Below are 16,507 nucleotides of genomic sequence, written 5' to 3' on the forward strand. Positions count from 1 at the left end.
GCATCAGGTGGAGGAGAAAATTCTTATCGCATCGCCGCCGTTTAAACCGTTAGGTCGTATCCGTCCGGGTTCGACATAATCAGAATCAGGAAAAAGCATGAACAAAAATTATCGTGTTATCTGGAATTATGCCCAGCAATGTTATGTCGTGGCCTCGGAACTGGCGCGCGGCAAAGTGAAGTCTTCCTGCTCTGGTGCAGCGACAAATAAATCATCACTGATTATTGGCGCGCTGGGCTCGGCGCTGCTGCTGGCCGGTTCACCGGCGGCGCTGGCCTCTTCTCATGGCGCAATGGTAAACGGCCCTGAGGATAAGCTGGAACTGAGCAACCAGACGCTGCAGGCGACCGGTAACGATCGTTATGGGCTGCTGGTGCAGAATGGCGGGCAGGCCAGCGCCACGGATGTCATCGTGCTCAATGATGGCAATAACGGCTACGGTGTATTCTCCACCCTTGCGTCTTCTGCGATTGAGATGACGCGCGGCAGCGTGCAAACCACGGGCGATGGCGGCTACGGCGTGGTCGCCAGCCTGACCGGCACATTAAAACTTGATGGCACCCGTGTAGAAACCAGCGGAAAAACCGCCTACGGCGCCTACGCTTCTTCGGCCGGTATCATTAACAGCCAGAACGCAGACTATATAACGCACGGCGACAGTGCCTATGGTGTTTATTCGCGCGCTGCGGGTTCGCTGATCGATATCACAGGCGGCAGCGTCACCACCAGTGGCACCAAGGCTTATGGTTTGGTGGCGGGTTCCGGCGGCAGCCTGACTGCGGATGGCGTAAATGTGGTCACCCATGGCGACCAGTCCTTTGGTGTTTTTGCTAACCTGGCCGGGACAGAAGTTACGCTGGCAGGCGGAGCAGTAACGACCAGCGGTACCAATGCCTACGGTCTGGCAGCGATTTCCGGTGGCAAACTCAACGCCAGCGGCGTGCAGGTTGCGACCGGCGGGCAGGATGCCCACGGTCTGTACGTCGGTGGCTCGGGGACGATGACCGCCTCAGATGCCCACGTCAGCACTTCTGGCCGGAATGCACATGGCGGCTACGCCAGCGGCGAGGGCTCTGTGCTCAACGTGGACAACAGTACATTTGTGGTTACTGGCGCCGGTGCTAATGGCCTGCTTGCAGATCCAAAATCGACGCTGAATGCGTCGAACTCTGAAATAGAAGTTACCGGCAGTGGTTCAGGCGTGGCCGCCAATGGTTCCGGAACGGTGCTGAGTCTCTCTGACAGCCGGATAAAAGTCGGTCAGCAGGGCGGATATGCAGCGTTTAGCTATGACAACAGTACTATAAACCTGAAGAACGTAGATATTGTCACTGATGCAAACAATTCAGCGCTGTTATCAGCATTTTCAGGCGATATCAATGCCGAAAATGTTTCTGTACAGGCACGCAGCGGTGGTTTCGGAATTCTGGTGCAGGATGGAAGTACATTCACCGGGCAGAATATCACCATTGATAAAAGTGGTATCGATAAAGATGGCTTTAACGCCGCGCTCAACATCCAGAATGTGTATAACCCGGACCTAATCAATTACCTTAATCTGGCTGATTCGAATATTAATATTACAGGCGAAAATGCCACCGGCATTCTTTCTCAGAGCCAGGCCATGCTGGCGGACACTAAACTCGCCAATACCCGCGTCACCGCCACCGGCGGCACCGCCGTCAACGTGCTGACCGGCACCAGCATGAACATCGACGCTAATAATTCGGTGCTGAGCGGCAGCACGCTGCTGAAAACCGGCTATAACACAGCAGAAGGTTCAACCGCCGGGTCAGTGGTACTGAACGGCAGCAACCACTCGCTGTTCATCGGTGACGTGGACATCGACCGCAGCCAGACGCAGGACAGCCAGATCAACCTGAGCGGCAGCTCGGTGTGGACCGGTGCGTCATCCGGCCTCAATATGCTGACGCTGAACGACAACAGCCAGTGGAACATCATGGACAACAGCAGCGTGGATGCGCTGACCGCGAACAACAGCGTGATCAACGTGGCGCACAATACCGCGAACTTCACGGTGCTGACCGTCAACGGCAACTACACGGCGGACAATGCCACGCTGGTGATGAACGCGGCGCTGGGCGGCGACACCTCGGCCACCGACCGGCTGCACGTGCTGGGCGACGTCAATGGCAACACCGAGGTCGCGGTTAAAAACGCCGGCGGCAGCGGCGCGCAGACCATTCAGGGCCTGCAGCTGATTCAGGTGGACGGCGCGACCAACGGCGAATTCCGTCAGAAAGGGCGTATTGTCGCCGGTGCCTATGACTACAACCTGGTAAAAGGCGCGGATCAGCACGGCTGGTATCTGGTGAGCGACAAAAACGGCAGCGAAACCGATCCGGTTAATACCGATCCGGTGACCGCACCGGGCGAAGGCACCGGCGGTGACATCATCGCGCCGCCGGCGGAGCTGCACAATATGATCGTGCGCCCGGAAGCGGCGAGCTACAGCGCCAACCTCGCGGCGGCCAACACGCTGTTCGCCACCAGCATGGACGATCGCCCGGGCGTCACGCAGTACACGGACGCGAACGGCCGGCAGCAGCACACCCGCCTGTGGCTGCGCAACAGCGGCGGTCACAACCATCAGAAAGACAGCAGCGGCCAGCTGAAAACCGACACCAACCGCTACGCCATCCAGCTGGGCGGTGACCTGGCAACCGGCACGCTGCACGGCGCGGACAGCCTGCGCCTCGGCGCGATGGCCGGCTACGGCAACGCGCAGAGCAAATCGCGCTCGGCGGTGAGCGGCTATCAGTCGCGCGGTCAGGTGCACGGCTACAACCTGGGCATTTACGGCACCTGGCAGCAGAACGCGGCGGCGCGCAGCGGCGCGTTTATCGACAGCACGCTGAGCTACGGCTGGTTCGACAACAGCATCAAGGGCGAGGACATCGGCGAGGAGTCCTACAAGTCGAAGGGCATCCTGGCGTCGCTCGCCGGCGGCTACAGCGCCGAAGTGGCGACGCTCTCCGAGTCGACCGGCTTCTGGCTGCGTCCGCAGGCGATGCTGAACTGGCAGGGCGTGAAGGGCGATGACCTGACGGAAGGCAATGGCACCCGCGTACGCGGCACCGGTGAAAATAACCTGCAGAGCCACGTCGGCGTGCGCGCCTCACTGCGCTCCGGGCTGGAGCAGGGGCGCAGCGTGGAGCCGTACGTCGAGGCCAGCTGGGTGCACAACACCCGCGCGCTGGGCACCTCAATGAACGGCGTTACCATCCATCAGGCCGGCACGCGCAACGCCGGTGAGCTGAAGCTGGGCGTCGATGCCACGCTGAATGCCAACGTCAACCTGTGGGGCGGCGTAGCGCAGCAGCTGAGCAGCCACAGCTACAGCGACACCAGCGCCATCGCCGGCGTGAAGGTCAGCTTCTGATGCTCAACGGCTCCCGCAACGGGGGCCGTTTTTTTATGCCCGCCCGCGTTCTCCGCTTTTGTTTACTGCTCACCTGACGTGTTAACACAGAATTAATTGATCTGGAACATAGCGCGGCGACTTACTTTTTGTAGTCCTGCGACTACAGCCGTATGCCGGTGCTCTCATATTCACCCTTCCGCGATTTTGCGAATATTTTCCCATCAGCCGCTCTGGCAGAGATTAATTAAGGCCGGTAAGACAGCGCATCACCGTAAATAGCGTGATGGCTGTGTATTCCGCGCCTGCCCGTTAATAACCGCTTATTCCGCTTATTGCCGGAAGGGATTGCTTTAACCTGAATCAGGAAAAGAATATGAACAAGAGCTATCGCGTTATCTGGAATTATGCCCTGCAATGTTATGTCGTCACCTCGGAACTGGCGCGCGGCAAAGTCAAATCATCCTGCTCCGGTAAAGCGGCGAATAAATCAGCACTGATCGGCGGCGCGCTGGGCTCGGCGCTGCTGCTGGCCGGTTCACCGGCGGCGCTGGCGGCCAACGGTGCCACCATCAGCGATCCGGCGCAGCCGGTTGAACTGAATAATCAGACGCTGCAGGCGACCGGTGACAAAGCTTATGGACTACTGGTGCAGAATGGCGGCAAGGCAAGCGCCACCGACGTGACGGTGCTGAATGCCGGCACCAGCGGCTACGGTGTGTTTTCCACCGTCGGCGCTGCCTCTGCGGAGATGACGCGCGGCAACGTGACCACTACCGGTACCGGCGGCTACGGCGTCGTGGCCAGCCTGACCGGCGCTGTGAAGACCAACGGCACAAAGGTGGAAACTTCCGGCCAGACCGCCCACGCCGCGTATGCCTCTTCAGCAGGTATCATCAACAGCACTGACACCGACTATGTCACTCACGGCGACGGCGCGTATGGTGCTTATTCGCGCGCGGCGGGTTCGCTGATCGATTTAACCGGCGGCAGCGTCACTACCGACGGTACCAGGGCCTACGGTCTGGTGGCGGGATCTGGCGGCCTACTCAATGCCAGCGATGTGCAGGTGAACACCAGCGGCGACCAGTCTTATGCTGTGATGGTCGCTGACAAAGGTAGTGAACTGACGATGACGGGCGGCAACGTGACCACGACCGGGATGAAAGCCTACGGCCTGGCCGCGGGTTCCGGCAGCAAGCTCAGTGCCAGCGGCGTACGGGTGAGAACCAGCGGTGACCAGTCGAATGGCGTGACCGCTAACAATACCGGTACTAAAGTGAACCTGGAGAACAGTACGTTCACAACCGCCGGAGCCAGCGCGATTGGTCTGTATGCCGGCAGCGCTTCAGCTTTAAACGCCAGCAATGTGCAGGTTAGCACCAATGGCGACCATGCTTATGGTGTATATACCGCGAGCGGCGCACATCTTGATGTTTCAGGAGCAGAAATCACGACCTCCGGCCAAAATGCTGATGCTGTCTATGTAAGCGGTGAGGGTTCGCAGTTAAATATCGATAACACGACCATAGCTGCCAGTGGTGGCGGAGCCAATGGTCTTAAAGCTGATGGGAAATCAACGCTTACTGCCGCTAACACTAATATTACAGTCACTGGCAGCGGCTCAGGTATCTCTGCGTCCGCAGACGGTACAGAACTGAACCTGACAGACAGCCGCATTGAGATGGGGCATGAAGCCGGATATGTAGCTTATGTCACGTACGGCAGCATTGCTAATCTCAGGAATGTTGAGATTGTTACTGATGCTAGTAAATCAGCGCTGCTTACCGCATTTTCTGCCACGACCAATGCGAGCGATGTTTCCGTAGTGGCTCGCGGCGGTGGCTATGGCATCCTTGTACAGGATGGCAGCACATTCACGGGAAATAACATCACTATTAATAAAAGCGGTATCGATGCCGAAAGGTATAACGCCGCTATCAGCTTGCAGAATAATTATATTTTTGATTTAACCAATGCCTTGTCATTAACTAATTCAAATATCAGGGTTTCCGGCGAGAATGCTACAGGTATTCTCTCCCCGACGCAGGCCACGCTGGCGGATATTAAACTGGCGAATACCGCTATCACCGCCACCGGCGGCACCGCCGTTAACGTGCTGACCGGCACCAGCATGAAAATCGACGCCGACAACTCGCTGCTGAGCGGCAGCACGCTGCTGAAAACCGGCTATAACACCGCAGAAGGTTCAACCGCCGGCTCAGTGGTACTGAACGGCAGCAACCACTCGCTGTTCGAAGGCAACGTGGACATTGACCGCAGCCAGACGCAGGACAGCCAGATCAACCTGAGCGGCAGCTCGGCGTGGACCGGCGCGTCTTCCGGCCTGAATACGCTGACGCTCAGCGACAACAGCCAGTGGAACATCACCGGCAACAGCAGCGTCGATACGCTCAACGCCAGCAACAGTACGCTGAACTTCACCCACGACGGCGCCGGCTTCAGCACCCTGACGGTCAACGGCAATTACAGCGGTGACAACAGCACGCTGGTGATGAACGCGGCGCTGGGCGACGACAACTCGGCGACGGATAAACTTCACATCCTCGGCGACAGCAGCGGCAGCACCGACGTGGTGGTCAACAACGCCGGCGGCAGCGGCGCGCAGACCATCCAGGGCCTGAACATCATTCAGGTGGACGGCGCTAACAACGGCGAGTTCCGTCAGAAAGGGCGTATCGTCGCCGGTGCCTATGACTACAGCCTGGTGAAGGGCGCGGATCAGCACGGCTGGTATCTGGTGAGCGATAAAAACGGCAGCGAGCCCGATCCGGTGGTGACGCCGGGCGAAGGTGAGGGCGGCCAGATCGTCGAACCGCCGGTAAATCAGCACAACATGATCGTGCGTCCGGAAGCAGCGAGCTACAGCGCCAACCTCGCGGCGGCCAACACGCTGTTTGCCACCAGCATGGACGACCGTCCGGCGGAAACCTTCTACACCGACGCCAGCGGCCGGCAGCAGAGCACGCGCCTGTGGCTGCACAACAGCGCCGGCCACAGCCGGGTGAAAGACAGCAGCGGCCAGCTGAAGTCCGACACCAACCGCTACGCCATCCAGCTGGGCGGCGACGTGGCGAGCGGCACGCTGACCGGCAGCGACAGCCTGCGCCTCGGCGCGATGGCCGGCTACGGCAACGCGCAGAGCAAGTCGCGCTCGGCGGTGAGCGGCTACCAGTCGCGTGGCCAGGTGAACGGCTACAGCCTGGGCGTGTACGGCAGCTGGCAGCAGAATGCGGCAGAGCAGAGCGGCGCGTTCGTCGACAGCTCACTGAGCTACGGCTGGTTTAACAACAGCGTCAAGGGCGATGATATCGGCCAGCAGTCGTACAAGTCGAAAGGCATCAGCGCGTCGCTGGCCGGCGGCTACCGCGCACAGGTGGCAACGCTGAGCAACAGCACCAGCCTGTGGCTGCGTCCGCAGGCGCAGCTGAACTGGCAGGGCGTGAAGGCGGACGACGTGAAAGAGCAGAACGGCAGCCGCGTGCAGGCCACCGGAGAGGACAACCTGCAGAGCCGCCTCGGCGTGCGCGCCTCGCTGCGCACGCTGCTCGACCCGCAGGCGCAGAGCGCCATCGAGCCGTACGCCGAGGCCAACTGGCTGCACAACAGCAAGGCGTTCGGCACCGCGCTGAACGGCGTCAACATTCAGCAAGCGGGCACGCGTAACGCCGCCGAGGTGAAGCTGGGCGTGGACGCGCGGCTGAACGCGAACGTCAATCTGTGGGGCGGCGTGGCGCAGCAGCTGGGCAACCACAGCTACAGCGACACCAGCGCAGTGGCGGGCGTGAAAGTCAGCTTCTGATAAGTGACATATAATAGAACCGGTGGGGCGTGTCGCCTCACCGGTTTTTTTGTATCTGCAATGCGGAGGTCAGGTGTCATCATCCGTACAACCCGAGTCCGGCCAGCCGATCATTCTTTATGATGGACAATGCAAGCTGTGCAATGCCTGGGTGTTTTTTCTGCTGCGCCACCGCCTGCCGCGCGATTATCACTTTGCGGCGATCCAGAGCGAGCGCGGCAAACAGCTGCTGCAGCGCGCCGGATTACCGCACGATAACATCCGCACCATCGTGTTACTGCGCGATGGGCAGCACTGGCTGCGCGCGCAGGCTATCTGTCGCATTATGCACTCGCTGCCCTGGCCGTGGCGCGCCTGCGGCGTTCTGCGTTATCTGCCGGACGGGCTCACTAATCTGATCTACAACCTGATTGCCCGCAATCGCTATCGCCTATTTGGCCGTTATGACCAGGTACACGCGATTGAAGCAGATTATCCGGGACGATTTCTGACCGACTAAAGACTGACGCGCCGGCCCTGCGTATCAATCACTACCTCACCATCCTCTTTAATAAACGGACCGCGCTGCGCATCGGGCAGGATATCCAGCACCTGCTCAGAAGGACGGCACAGACGCGTTCCCAGTGGCGTCACCACAATCGGGCGGTTGATGAGAATCGGCTGCGCCAGCATGGCATCCAGCAGTTGCTCATCGCTCAGCGTTTCACGTACGGGCCCCAGCGCCTGCCAGGCGTCGGTGTTTTGACGCACCAGCGCGCGCAGGCCAATTCCCATGGCGTCGATCAATTGCTGCAACGTTTCACGCGTGGGTGGCGTAACCAGATAAAGCACAATGGTGGGCTCGACGCCGCTGTTGCGAATCAGTGCCAGCGTATTGCGCGAGGTGCCGCAGTCCGGGTTGTGATAGATGGTAATGTTAGTCATTGTCAGTCTCTTAACGGTCAAAGGGAAAGGCGCAGCGCCAGCGCTGCCAGCGTCACGGCCAGCACCGGTAACGTCAGGGTGATGCCGACGCGAAAATAGTAGCCCCAGCTGATGCGAATCTCTTTTTGCGCCAGTACGTGCAGCCATAGCAGCGTTGCCAGACTGCCAATCGGCGTGATTTTCGGACCCAGATCGCAGCCGATAATGTTGGCGTAAATCATCGCCTCGCGCACTACGCCCTGCGCCGTGCTGGCATCAATCGCCAGGGCGCCCACCAGCACCGTCGGCATATTGTTCATGATGGAGGAGAGCAGGGCGCTAAAGAAGCCCGTGGCAAACGTTGCGCTCCACAGGCCGGTCGCAGAAAAACTATTCAGCAAGTCGGTAAGCCAGACGGTCAGCCCGGCGTTGCGCAAACCATACACCACCAGGTACATGCCGAGCGAAAACACCACAATCTGCCACGGAGCGCTGCGCAGCACTTTACGCGTATCAATCACCTGACCCCTCCGCGCCACCAGCCACAGCATCAGTGCGCCTGCGGCGGCCACGGCACTCACCGGTACGCCCAGCGGCTCAAGGGCAAAAAAGCCAGCCAGCAATAAGAGCAGCACCAGCCACCCCGCGCGGAAAGTAGCTCGATCCCGAATTGCCGCCGCAGGCGACGTCAGCCGGGCGCGATCGTAGCTGAGCGGTAGCTCTTTGCGGAAAAACAGGTGCAGCATCAGCAATGTCGCCAGCACCGCCGCCAGCGTGACCGGCACCATCACAGCGGCGTAATCGCCAAAGCCGATCCGGAAATAGTCGGCCGAGACGATGTTAACCAGATTGGACACCACCAGCGGCAGGCTGGCGGTATCGGCGATGAACCCGGCCGCCATGACAAACGCCAGCGTGGCCCCCCGGCTGAAACCCAGCGCCAGCAGCATCGCGATCACGATAGGCGTCAGAATCAGCGCGGCTCCGTCATTGGCAAACAGCGCGGCCACTGCGGCGCCCAGCAGGATAATAAAGGAGAACAATTTTTTACCGCTGCCACCGCCCCAGCGCGCCACGTGCAGTGCCGCCCAGGCAAAAAAGCCGGCCTCATCAAGCAGCAGGCTGATGATGATCACCGCGATAAAGGTGGCGGTGGCGTTCCAGACAATCTGCCACACCGCCGGGATATCGCCGGGATGCACCACGCCCGTCAGTAGCGCCAGAAGCGCGCCGGCGCTGGCACTCCAGCCAATGCCCAGCCCGCGCGGTTGCCAGATCACCAGCAGTAAAGTAATGGCGAAAATAGTCCCTGCCAGTAACATGTTTCCTCCGGAAAGTCAGGTTGTGTTCGTTTCATATATGGTAAATCGAATATGTATGGGTAAAATTTTTTACAGACACACCGCCCGGCCATCGGTGGTCAGCTGGTCACGCTGCACCGGCAGCAGCAGGGCATGGATCGCATCGCGCTGGCATTGCCATGCCTGTTCGATCACCGTCGCTGCCCACACCGGCATATGTGGCGAAAGGCGATAGTGGATCCACTTGCCGTCACGACGATCGCTCAGCAAACCGCTGTTGCGTAGCAGCGCCAGATGACGGGAAATCTTCGGCTGCGGCAGTTGCAGAATGGCAGACAGCTCGCACACGCACAGCTCCTGACGTTCTTTCAGCAGCAGCACCAGCGTCAGACGCGTCTCATCGGAAAGGTTTTTAAACAGCTGCAGTGGCGTTAGCGGCGACATAATCCCTCCTGAATGGAAAGCAAACAGTGTGGTGCGGCGACGTGATGAAGTCAACTACATATGCGAAAAAAGAGATGTGTTTATCCTGTGATGCGCCAGGCTCACCGTGAGCGGCTTGAAGCTGGTCACAAATCTGTATTGTGGTGCCCGCGGGCCTGAGCGGAGTAAAAACGGGGCTGGCTTTGTTAACTCATTGTTAATATTGAGGGTGGCCCGTTGCCGGCAGCGATTAATGCGCCGCACGCATCACGCCATGCGTTTATTGCGCTTATTAACCTTAACGTTCTGATCCAGTCTTCCGAAGCAGGCGCGATTGATAACAGCGCCAGGGACAAACTGGAGATACTTATGCATTCCTCTGCCTTACCGATGACCACCCGAGCCCGGGTTGGCGCTATTTTCCGCGTCACCTCCGGCAACTTCCTCGAACAGTTCGATTTCTTTCTGTTCGGTTTCTATGCCACCTATATCGCGCACACCTTTTTCCCCGCCAGCAGTGAATTCGCGTCGCTGATGATGACCTTTGCGGTGTTCGGTGCCGGCTTCCTGATGCGGCCGATTGGCGCGATTGTGCTGGGCGCTTATATCGATAAGGTTGGCCGGCGCAAAGGGCTGATCGTCACGCTGTCGATCATGGCGGCGGGCACCTTTCTGATCGTGCTGATTCCGTCGTACCAGTCGATTGGCCTGTGGGCGCCGCTGCTGGTGCTGATTGGTCGTCTGTTGCAGGGCTTCTCGGCCGGGGCTGAACTGGGTGGCGTGTCGGTTTATCTGGCAGAGATTGCCACGCCAGGGCGCAAAGGTTTCTACACCAGTTGGCAATCCGGCAGTCAGCAGGTTGCCATCATGGTCGCGGCCGCGATGGGCTTCGCGCTCAATGCCGCGCTGGAGCAGAGCGCCATCAGCGCCTGGGGCTGGCGTATTCCATTCCTGTTTGGCTGCCTGATCGTGCCGTTTATCTTTATTCTGCGTCGCCGTCTGGAGGAAACGCAGGAGTTCAGCGCGCGCCGTCATCATCTGGATATGCGTCAGGTATTTAGCACGCTTTTGCAGAACTGGCCGGTGGTGATTGCCGGGATGCTGATGGTGGCGATGACCACCACCGCGTTCTACCTCATTACCGTCTATGCGCCTACCTTTGGCAAAAAGGTGCTGATGCTGAGCGCCTCGGACAGCCTGCTGGTGACGCTGCTGGTGGCGATCTCCAACTTTATCTGGCTGCCAATTGGCGGTGCGCTGTCGGACCGCTTTGGGCGTAAACCGGTGCTGCTGGCGATGACGCTGCTGGCGCTGGCGACTGCCTATCCGGCACTGACGCTGCTGGCGCAGACGCCGACCTTCAGCATGATGCTGAGCGTGCTGCTGTGGCTGTCGTTTATTTACGGCCTGTATAACGGTGCGATGATCCCGGCGCTGACCGAAGTGATGCCGGCAGAAGTGCGCGTCGCCGGTTTCTCGCTGGCCTACAGCCTGGCAACCGCGCTGTTTGGCGGCTTCACGCCGGTGGTCTCTACCGCGCTGATCGAATACACCGGCGACAAGGCGTCACCGGGTTACTGGATGAGCTTCGCGGCGATTTGCGCGCTGCTGGCGACGCTGTACCTGTATCGCCGCCGCGCGCTGACGTTGCAAACCGCGCGTTAAGCGTGCTGAGACTGTTCGATAATCAGCTTTTCCAGCTCCGCAGCGACGTAAGATTGCATACGTCCGCTGCGGCGAATTAGTCCTACCGAACGGGTGACCTGCGGATCGGTCAGCGCCAGCTGGCGCAGCAGCGGATGCCCGTTCGCCGGCATCGACATCGCGGGCACGGCAGCAATGCCGATGCCCGCTTCTACCATCCCCAGTAGCGTCGTGACATGGCGCGTTTCGCAGATACTTTGTCGGGCGGGCGTAAGATGCGCCAGCGCACTGTCCAGCAGATTGCGGTTACCGGACACCTTATCCAGCGCCACATAATCCTGCGCAAAATACTCCTGCCAGCTGAGCTGCTGGCGCGTCGCCAGCGGATGATCGTGGCGACAGGCGGCGACGTAGACATCTTCCACCAGCGGCGTAAAGGTGAGCTCCGGCGGTATATTACGCGCAAAACAGATACCGAAATCGGCCTGTCCACTGCTCACTGCATCCATCACGTTGCCGACGCTGCTATCAATCAGCTTGATGCGCACGCGCGGGTAACGCGCCTGAAAGCGGCGGATCACCTCCGGCATAAAATAGTAAGCGCCCGAGGGCACGGTAGCGACGGTGATCAGGCCGGTGCGATCCTGGCTGGCGCGCTCGACGTCGGCCAGCATCGATTCGACATTATCCAGCAGCTGCTCCGAGCGCTGAGCAAAGTTCTGGCCATACAGCGTTAGCGTGACGCGCCGCGTGGTGCGGTCAAACAGCCGGGTGCCGAGCGCCGCTTCCAGCTTCTCAATTCTGCGGCTGAGCGCTGACTGCGACAGGCAGATTGACTCCGCCGCCAGACGAAAGTTGCCGTACTCCACCAGCGCGCGGAAGGCGTAGAGATCGTTGAGGTCAAAATTGACGGGCATAACCGCGACTATCCTGCGTAATAACGCCAGCACACTGCGCCGCTGACGTTAAAAAGTTGTTATAGCCGACGAGTGTAACAGGCTGCTGCGCGTTTCCGGCGGCGCAGAGGGAAAAAATCCGTTTTTAGCGCATCAGCGGCACTCAGCGCATCCAGTCAGCAATGAGCTGCCCGTAAATCTGCTCAGCCTCGCTCAGACGGCTCACCAGGCAGTATTCATCAGTCTGGTGCGCCTGCGTCGGCTCACCGGGACCGAGAATAATGCAGGGCGGATCGCCGAGCGCCGGCAGCAGCAGCGAGGCATCGGTAAAATAGGGCACGATGCGCGCTTCCGCAGGTTGCTGCGTCACGGCTTCGCAGGCACGGTACACCGACTGAATCCACTGGTGCCGCTCCGGGCTCAGCACCGCCGGCAGATCGACCAGCGTGCTGATGTGCACGCTGTCACCGAGAAAAGTTGCCAGCTGCTGGCGAATTACCGCGTGTTGCAGGTTGGGTGCGCTGCGAATATCCACATCAAACGCGGCGCGGTCCGGTACCGAGTTAATGTTGAGGCCGCCCTCAATGCGGCCGACGTTCAGCGTCGGCTGTTTCATCAGCGGATGCGGCGCGCCCGGAGAAAAGTGACGAATTTTACCCAGCGCATCAGCCGCCAGGTAGATGGCGTTGATACCCAGCTCCGGCATGGCTCCGTGCGCGGTTTTACCACGCGTTTCGCAGCGCAGCCACAGCGCGCCTTTGTGGCCGATCACCGGCTGGTTGGCGGTTGGCTCGCCCACGATCAGCGCGCCAACTTCAGGCAACTGCCCGGCCGCGATCAGCGCCTGCGCACCGTGGCAGCCGGTCTCTTCACCGCCGGTCAGCAGCAGCACCACACCGCGCCCGGCCATAATCGCCGCTTTGTGCTGCACGCAGGCCAGCACAAACGCCGCTACCGCCGCTTTCATATCGCTGGCGCCGCGCCCGTACAGCCGGTCGCCAGCGATGTCGTGACCAAACGGATCAAACTGCCATGGCTGATTACCCAGCGGCACGGTGTCCAGATGGCCGGTAAAGGCCAGCGGTTTGCCCGGCATCTGGCCCGGCAGGCGGGCGATCAGGTTGGCGCGCTGCTCGCCAAACCCCGTCAGTTCGACCACGAAGCCCTGCTCCTGCAGCCACGCGGCGAGGAATTGCACACAGGCGAGCTCATTGCCCGGTGGATTGATGGTGTCAAAGCTCAGCAGCTGCTGCGCCAGAGGCAGTGAGCGCGCTGGCATCAGTCACGCTCCGTCAGCCAGTCGAGGCAGTTGATCCACAGCTGGCGATAGCCCGGCCAGCGGCTGAACTCTTCCGGCAGCCAGTGGGCTGACATGTCACTGGTCCACACCAGCGAGCGGCCTTGCTGATATTCGCGCACCGCCAGCAGCGGATGACCGGTGCCCGCCACGGTGGCCAGCAGCGTGCCTTCCGGCTGCATCTCCACTTCGTTGTAACCGAGTAGCCACGGCCAGTCGCCGGGAAGATCGGCAATTACTTTATGTGACGTTGTCACCTCGGCGTAACTGCCTTCCGGCGTTTCGATACGGTCATCCCAGGCCAGACAGCGCACCGGCAGCACTTTCTCCACCAGCGTGTTGCGATAACGTGCGCCGCCGTTAATCCCCTGAAAACTGTAATAGCCGCCCACCATCATCAATGCGCCACCCGCGGCAACATAGTCGTGAATCAGCGCCAGGCGATTGGGCGTGCGCCGGCTTTTCAGCCAGGTGTCCGGATGCAGCAGCAGGGTATTGGCACCGATATCGGACAGAATAATCACGTCCCAGCGCTGCAAATCCTCCAGCGTCTGCGGAAAATCGGTGGCGGCGGCGTGGGCCGGCATATGCGTGACGGCATAGGCGCTCTCCTGCAGCGCGGCGAGAAAATCCGCCGCACCGCTGTGCCAGGTGGCGGTAGCAAACTGATCAAAGCCTTTTACGTGCGTTGCGGTACTGGTCCAGGATTCACCGACCAGCAAGACGTTCTTTTGCATGCCAACTTCTCCGTTTATCCGCCAAACACCCGTTGCGGATTAGTAATCATCAGGGTTTCGAGTTGTTCGCCGCTGACGCCATGGCGTTTCAGGCGCGGCACAAAATGTTTGAGGATGTAGCCATAGCCGTGACCGCCGTAGCGCGTCAGCATGGTCTTCAGGAACACGTCCTGGGACAGCAAAATCTGCTGCAGATAACCGTCGTCGAGCAGTGCGCAAATGGCGCGCGCGTTCTCCTCATCGGATGGTGACTGCGCCGATTCGTCGGCGTAGTAGTAGTTCATGCCGATCATGTCGTATTCGAGGAACACGCCGCGATCCGCCAGCTCGCGCTGGTAGGTTTTGTCGGCAAAGCTGGGGTTCATGTGACACAGCACGGTGTGGCGCAGATCGGCACCTTCCTGCGCCAGAATATCCAGCACCTTATGGCCGAGCCGCTCCCAGCCCGGCAGATGCACCTGAATCGGTACGCCGGTGGCCGCGCTGGCGCGCCCGGCGGCACGCAGCGATTTCTCTTCATCAGGCGTGAAGCGGCTGGAGATGCCGATTTCACCAATCAGCCCGGCCAGCACCTCCGGCTTCTCCGGCAGTCCACCGAGGTCATAAATCAGCTTGTCGGTCAGCTGTTCCACGCTGATGGTTTTTACCCACTCCGGATGCGACGGCTCCAGATACAGGCCGGTGCCCATCACAATATTCAGGCCGGTGAGACGGGCGATGCGCTGCAGCGCTTTACCATCGCGGCCGATGCCGATATTGGTCGGATCGATCACCGTTTCGCCGCCCAGCGCGCGGTATTTCATCAGCTCGTCAATCGCGGTATCGACGTCAAACAGCTGGCAGTTGTCGCGACTCATCAGCGGGTTGAGCGACAGCTCGCCGAGGTTCTCGATGCGCACCGGCATTTCAGCAATGTGGCGGTCGCTACAGCAGCAGGGCGGCACCCATTTACCGGAGGCATCCAGTAAAATGTGCTCGTGCATCAGCGTGACGCCCATCTCCGCCACCGGCAGCGGACCGAGTACCGTCATTACCTGACCGCTGCTGACGCCGAGCGGCAACGGATCCGCATGGCGAAAAATTGATCCTTTCATGGGCTATCCTTTGGCGGGCGCGCGGCTCGGGTTGAGAATGCGGGTGTTGAGCCAGATGGCGAGCAGGATGATGGTGCCAGTGGCGATCTGGGTATAAAACGGCGAGATATGCGACAAAATCAGGCCGTTCTGGATGATGGCAATCGACAGCGCGCCGAGCAGCGTACCGATCACGGTTCCAAAGCCGCCAAACAGGCTGGTACTGCCCAGCACTACCGCCGCAATCACCTGCAGTTCAAAACCTTCGCCCTGGTTAGAGGAGCCGCTGCCGAGGCGCGCGGTGATGATCATGCCAGCCAGCGCCGCCGCCATACCGCTGAGAATGTACACTTTCATGGTCACCGCTTTGGTATTGATACCGCTGCGCCGTGCACCTTCCGCGTTGGCACCGATGGCGGTGACGTAGCGGCCAAAGCGCAGGTGATTAAGCACAATGTGACCGGCCAGCAGCACCACGATGCCGATCAGCGCCGGCATGGGAAGCCCCAGCACCCAGGCGCGCCCCATTAAGGTGAACAGGCTGTCAGCCGGCACCGGGATCGAATAGCCCTGCGTCACCAGCAGCGCGATGCCGCGCACTACCGCCAGCGTGGCCAGCGTGACGATAAATGCCGGTATCCCTTCCCAGGCGATAAAGAAGCCGTTGATGGCGCCCACCAGCGCGCCGAGCAGCAACCCGCCAATCAGCACCACCGGCCACGGCAAGCCCCAGTTATTGAGCGCAATGGCCGACAGCGCGCCCACCAGCGCCAGCGTCGAGCCGACCGACAAATCGATGCCGCCGGTAGTAATCACCAGCGTCATCGCGGTGGCGACGATCAGCAGCGGCGCACTTTGCCGGATGATATTCAGCCAGTTGGTACTGGTAAGAAAGTTGCTGGTGATCAGCGAAAACACCACGCAGCAAAAGACAAAAAACAGCGCGATGCTCACCACACCCGAATGGTTATGCAACAAGCGGCGCGGCAGAGAGTGCTGGATCATGCGTGAACTGCCTAAATTCATGA

The 16,507-nt window shown here is 60.1% G+C and carries 12 protein-coding genes; 4 read left to right on the forward strand and 8 right to left on the reverse strand.

Translation table 11 applies throughout. The annotated features are described in order from the left end of the window. Positions 1 to 97: 97 nt before the first annotated feature. From C1Y43_RS05165 to C1Y43_RS05175, 3 genes are all read left to right on the forward strand, one after another. A complete protein-coding gene (locus C1Y43_RS05165) occupies positions 98 to 3,403 on the forward strand; it encodes an autotransporter outer membrane beta-barrel domain-containing protein (protein ID WP_104187764.1) in 3,306 nt (1,101 codons plus the stop codon). Positions 3,404 to 3,758: 355 nt separating this feature from the next. Further along, positions 3,759 to 7,205 carry an autotransporter outer membrane beta-barrel domain-containing protein gene (locus C1Y43_RS05170; RefSeq protein ID WP_104187765.1) on the forward strand — a complete coding sequence of 1,149 codons (3,447 nt, stop codon included), beginning with the start codon at positions 3,759 to 3,761 and terminating at the stop codon, positions 7,203 to 7,205. A 73-nt stretch (positions 7,206 to 7,278) separates the two neighbouring features. After that, positions 7,279 to 7,704: a thiol-disulfide oxidoreductase DCC family protein gene (locus C1Y43_RS05175; protein WP_104187262.1), complete on the forward strand. Its 426-nt coding sequence runs from the start codon at positions 7,279 to 7,281 to the stop codon at positions 7,702 to 7,704. On the opposite strand, the gene arsC is transcribed toward C1Y43_RS05175, so the two are convergent. The 3 genes from arsC to C1Y43_RS05190 form a co-directional block, all read right to left on the reverse strand. Beyond that, entirely contained in the window at positions 7,701 to 8,129 is a 429-nt protein-coding gene (gene arsC, locus C1Y43_RS05180; protein WP_104187264.1) for an arsenate reductase (glutaredoxin), read from the reverse strand. The genes C1Y43_RS05175 and arsC overlap by 4 nt on opposite strands. 17 nt (positions 8,130 to 8,146) lie before the next feature. Next, on the reverse strand, positions 8,147 to 9,430 hold the full coding sequence (locus C1Y43_RS05185) for an arsenic transporter (RefSeq protein WP_104187266.1): 1,284 nt from the start codon (positions 9,428 to 9,430) through the stop codon (positions 8,147 to 8,149). A 69-nt stretch (positions 9,431 to 9,499) separates the two neighbouring features. Next, positions 9,500 to 9,853, reverse strand: a complete 354-nt coding sequence (locus C1Y43_RS05190) for a metalloregulator ArsR/SmtB family transcription factor (protein ID WP_021509466.1) — start codon at positions 9,851 to 9,853, stop codon at positions 9,500 to 9,502. Positions 9,854 to 10,201: 348 nt separating this feature from the next. Between C1Y43_RS05190 and C1Y43_RS05195 the strand changes: the two genes are divergently transcribed. Then, positions 10,202 to 11,497, forward strand: a complete 1,296-nt coding sequence (locus tag C1Y43_RS05195; RefSeq protein ID WP_021509465.1) for an MFS transporter — start codon at positions 10,202 to 10,204, stop codon at positions 11,495 to 11,497. On the opposite strand, the gene C1Y43_RS05200 is transcribed toward C1Y43_RS05195, so the two are convergent. The 5 genes from C1Y43_RS05200 to C1Y43_RS05220 form a co-directional block, all read right to left on the reverse strand. Next, entirely contained in the window at positions 11,494 to 12,393 is a 900-nt protein-coding gene (locus C1Y43_RS05200; protein ID WP_104187268.1) for a LysR family transcriptional regulator, read from the reverse strand. The genes C1Y43_RS05195 and C1Y43_RS05200 overlap by 4 nt on opposite strands. A 142-nt stretch (positions 12,394 to 12,535) precedes the next feature. After that, complete coding sequence (locus tag C1Y43_RS05205; protein ID WP_104187270.1) at positions 12,536 to 13,651, reverse strand: M20 family metallopeptidase; 1,116 nt, start codon at positions 13,649 to 13,651, stop codon at positions 12,536 to 12,538. Beyond that, positions 13,651 to 14,406 (reverse strand): glutamine amidotransferase, encoded by a 756-nt coding sequence (locus tag C1Y43_RS05210; protein ID WP_104187271.1) that lies wholly within the window; start codon positions 14,404 to 14,406, stop codon positions 13,651 to 13,653. Before C1Y43_RS05210 ends, C1Y43_RS05205 begins: the two co-directional genes overlap by 1 nt. A gap of 14 nt (positions 14,407 to 14,420) precedes the next feature. Continuing rightward, positions 14,421 to 15,500 (reverse strand): phosphotriesterase, encoded by a 1,080-nt coding sequence (locus tag C1Y43_RS05215; RefSeq protein WP_104187273.1) that lies wholly within the window; start codon positions 15,498 to 15,500, stop codon positions 14,421 to 14,423. 3 nt (positions 15,501 to 15,503) lie between these two features. Then, positions 15,504 to 16,505 carry an ABC transporter permease gene (locus C1Y43_RS05220; RefSeq protein ID WP_166718413.1) on the reverse strand — a complete coding sequence of 334 codons (1,002 nt, stop codon included), beginning with the start codon at positions 16,503 to 16,505 and terminating at the stop codon, positions 15,504 to 15,506. Positions 16,506 to 16,507 lie beyond the last annotated feature (2 nt).

This window comes from Pantoea sp. ICBG 828, assembly GCF_002928355.1.
In the GTDB taxonomy this organism is placed as follows: domain Bacteria; phylum Pseudomonadota; class Gammaproteobacteria; order Enterobacterales; family Enterobacteriaceae; genus Pantoea; species Pantoea dispersa.

Excerpts from the sequence above, each read along its gene's own strand:
- C1Y43_RS05165 (WP_104187764.1), top strand. The coding sequence starts at position 98 with ATGAACAAAAATTATCGTGTTATCTGGAATTATGCCCAGCAATGTTAT.
- C1Y43_RS05170 (WP_104187765.1), top strand. The coding sequence starts at position 3,759 with ATGAACAAGAGCTATCGCGTTATCTGGAATTATGCCCTGCAATGTTAT.
- arsC (WP_104187264.1), bottom strand. The coding sequence starts at position 8,129 with ATGACTAACATTACCATCTATCACAACCCGGACTGCGGCACCTCGCGC.
- C1Y43_RS05185 (WP_104187266.1), bottom strand. The coding sequence starts at position 9,430 with ATGTTACTGGCAGGGACTATTTTCGCCATTACTTTACTGCTGGTGATC.
- C1Y43_RS05190 (WP_021509466.1), bottom strand. The coding sequence starts at position 9,853 with ATGTCGCCGCTAACGCCACTGCAGCTGTTTAAAAACCTTTCCGATGAG.
- C1Y43_RS05195 (WP_021509465.1), top strand. The coding sequence starts at position 10,202 with ATGCATTCCTCTGCCTTACCGATGACCACCCGAGCCCGGGTTGGCGCT.
- C1Y43_RS05200 (WP_104187268.1), bottom strand. The coding sequence starts at position 12,393 with ATGCCCGTCAATTTTGACCTCAACGATCTCTACGCCTTCCGCGCGCTG.
- C1Y43_RS05205 (WP_104187270.1), bottom strand. The coding sequence starts at position 13,651 with ATGCCAGCGCGCTCACTGCCTCTGGCGCAGCAGCTGCTGAGCTTTGAC.
- C1Y43_RS05210 (WP_104187271.1), bottom strand. The coding sequence starts at position 14,406 with ATGCAAAAGAACGTCTTGCTGGTCGGTGAATCCTGGACCAGTACCGCA.
- C1Y43_RS05215 (WP_104187273.1), bottom strand. The coding sequence starts at position 15,500 with ATGAAAGGATCAATTTTTCGCCATGCGGATCCGTTGCCGCTCGGCGTC.
- C1Y43_RS05220 (WP_166718413.1), bottom strand. The coding sequence starts at position 16,505 with ATGAATTTAGGCAGTTCACGCATGATCCAGCACTCTCTGCCGCGCCGC.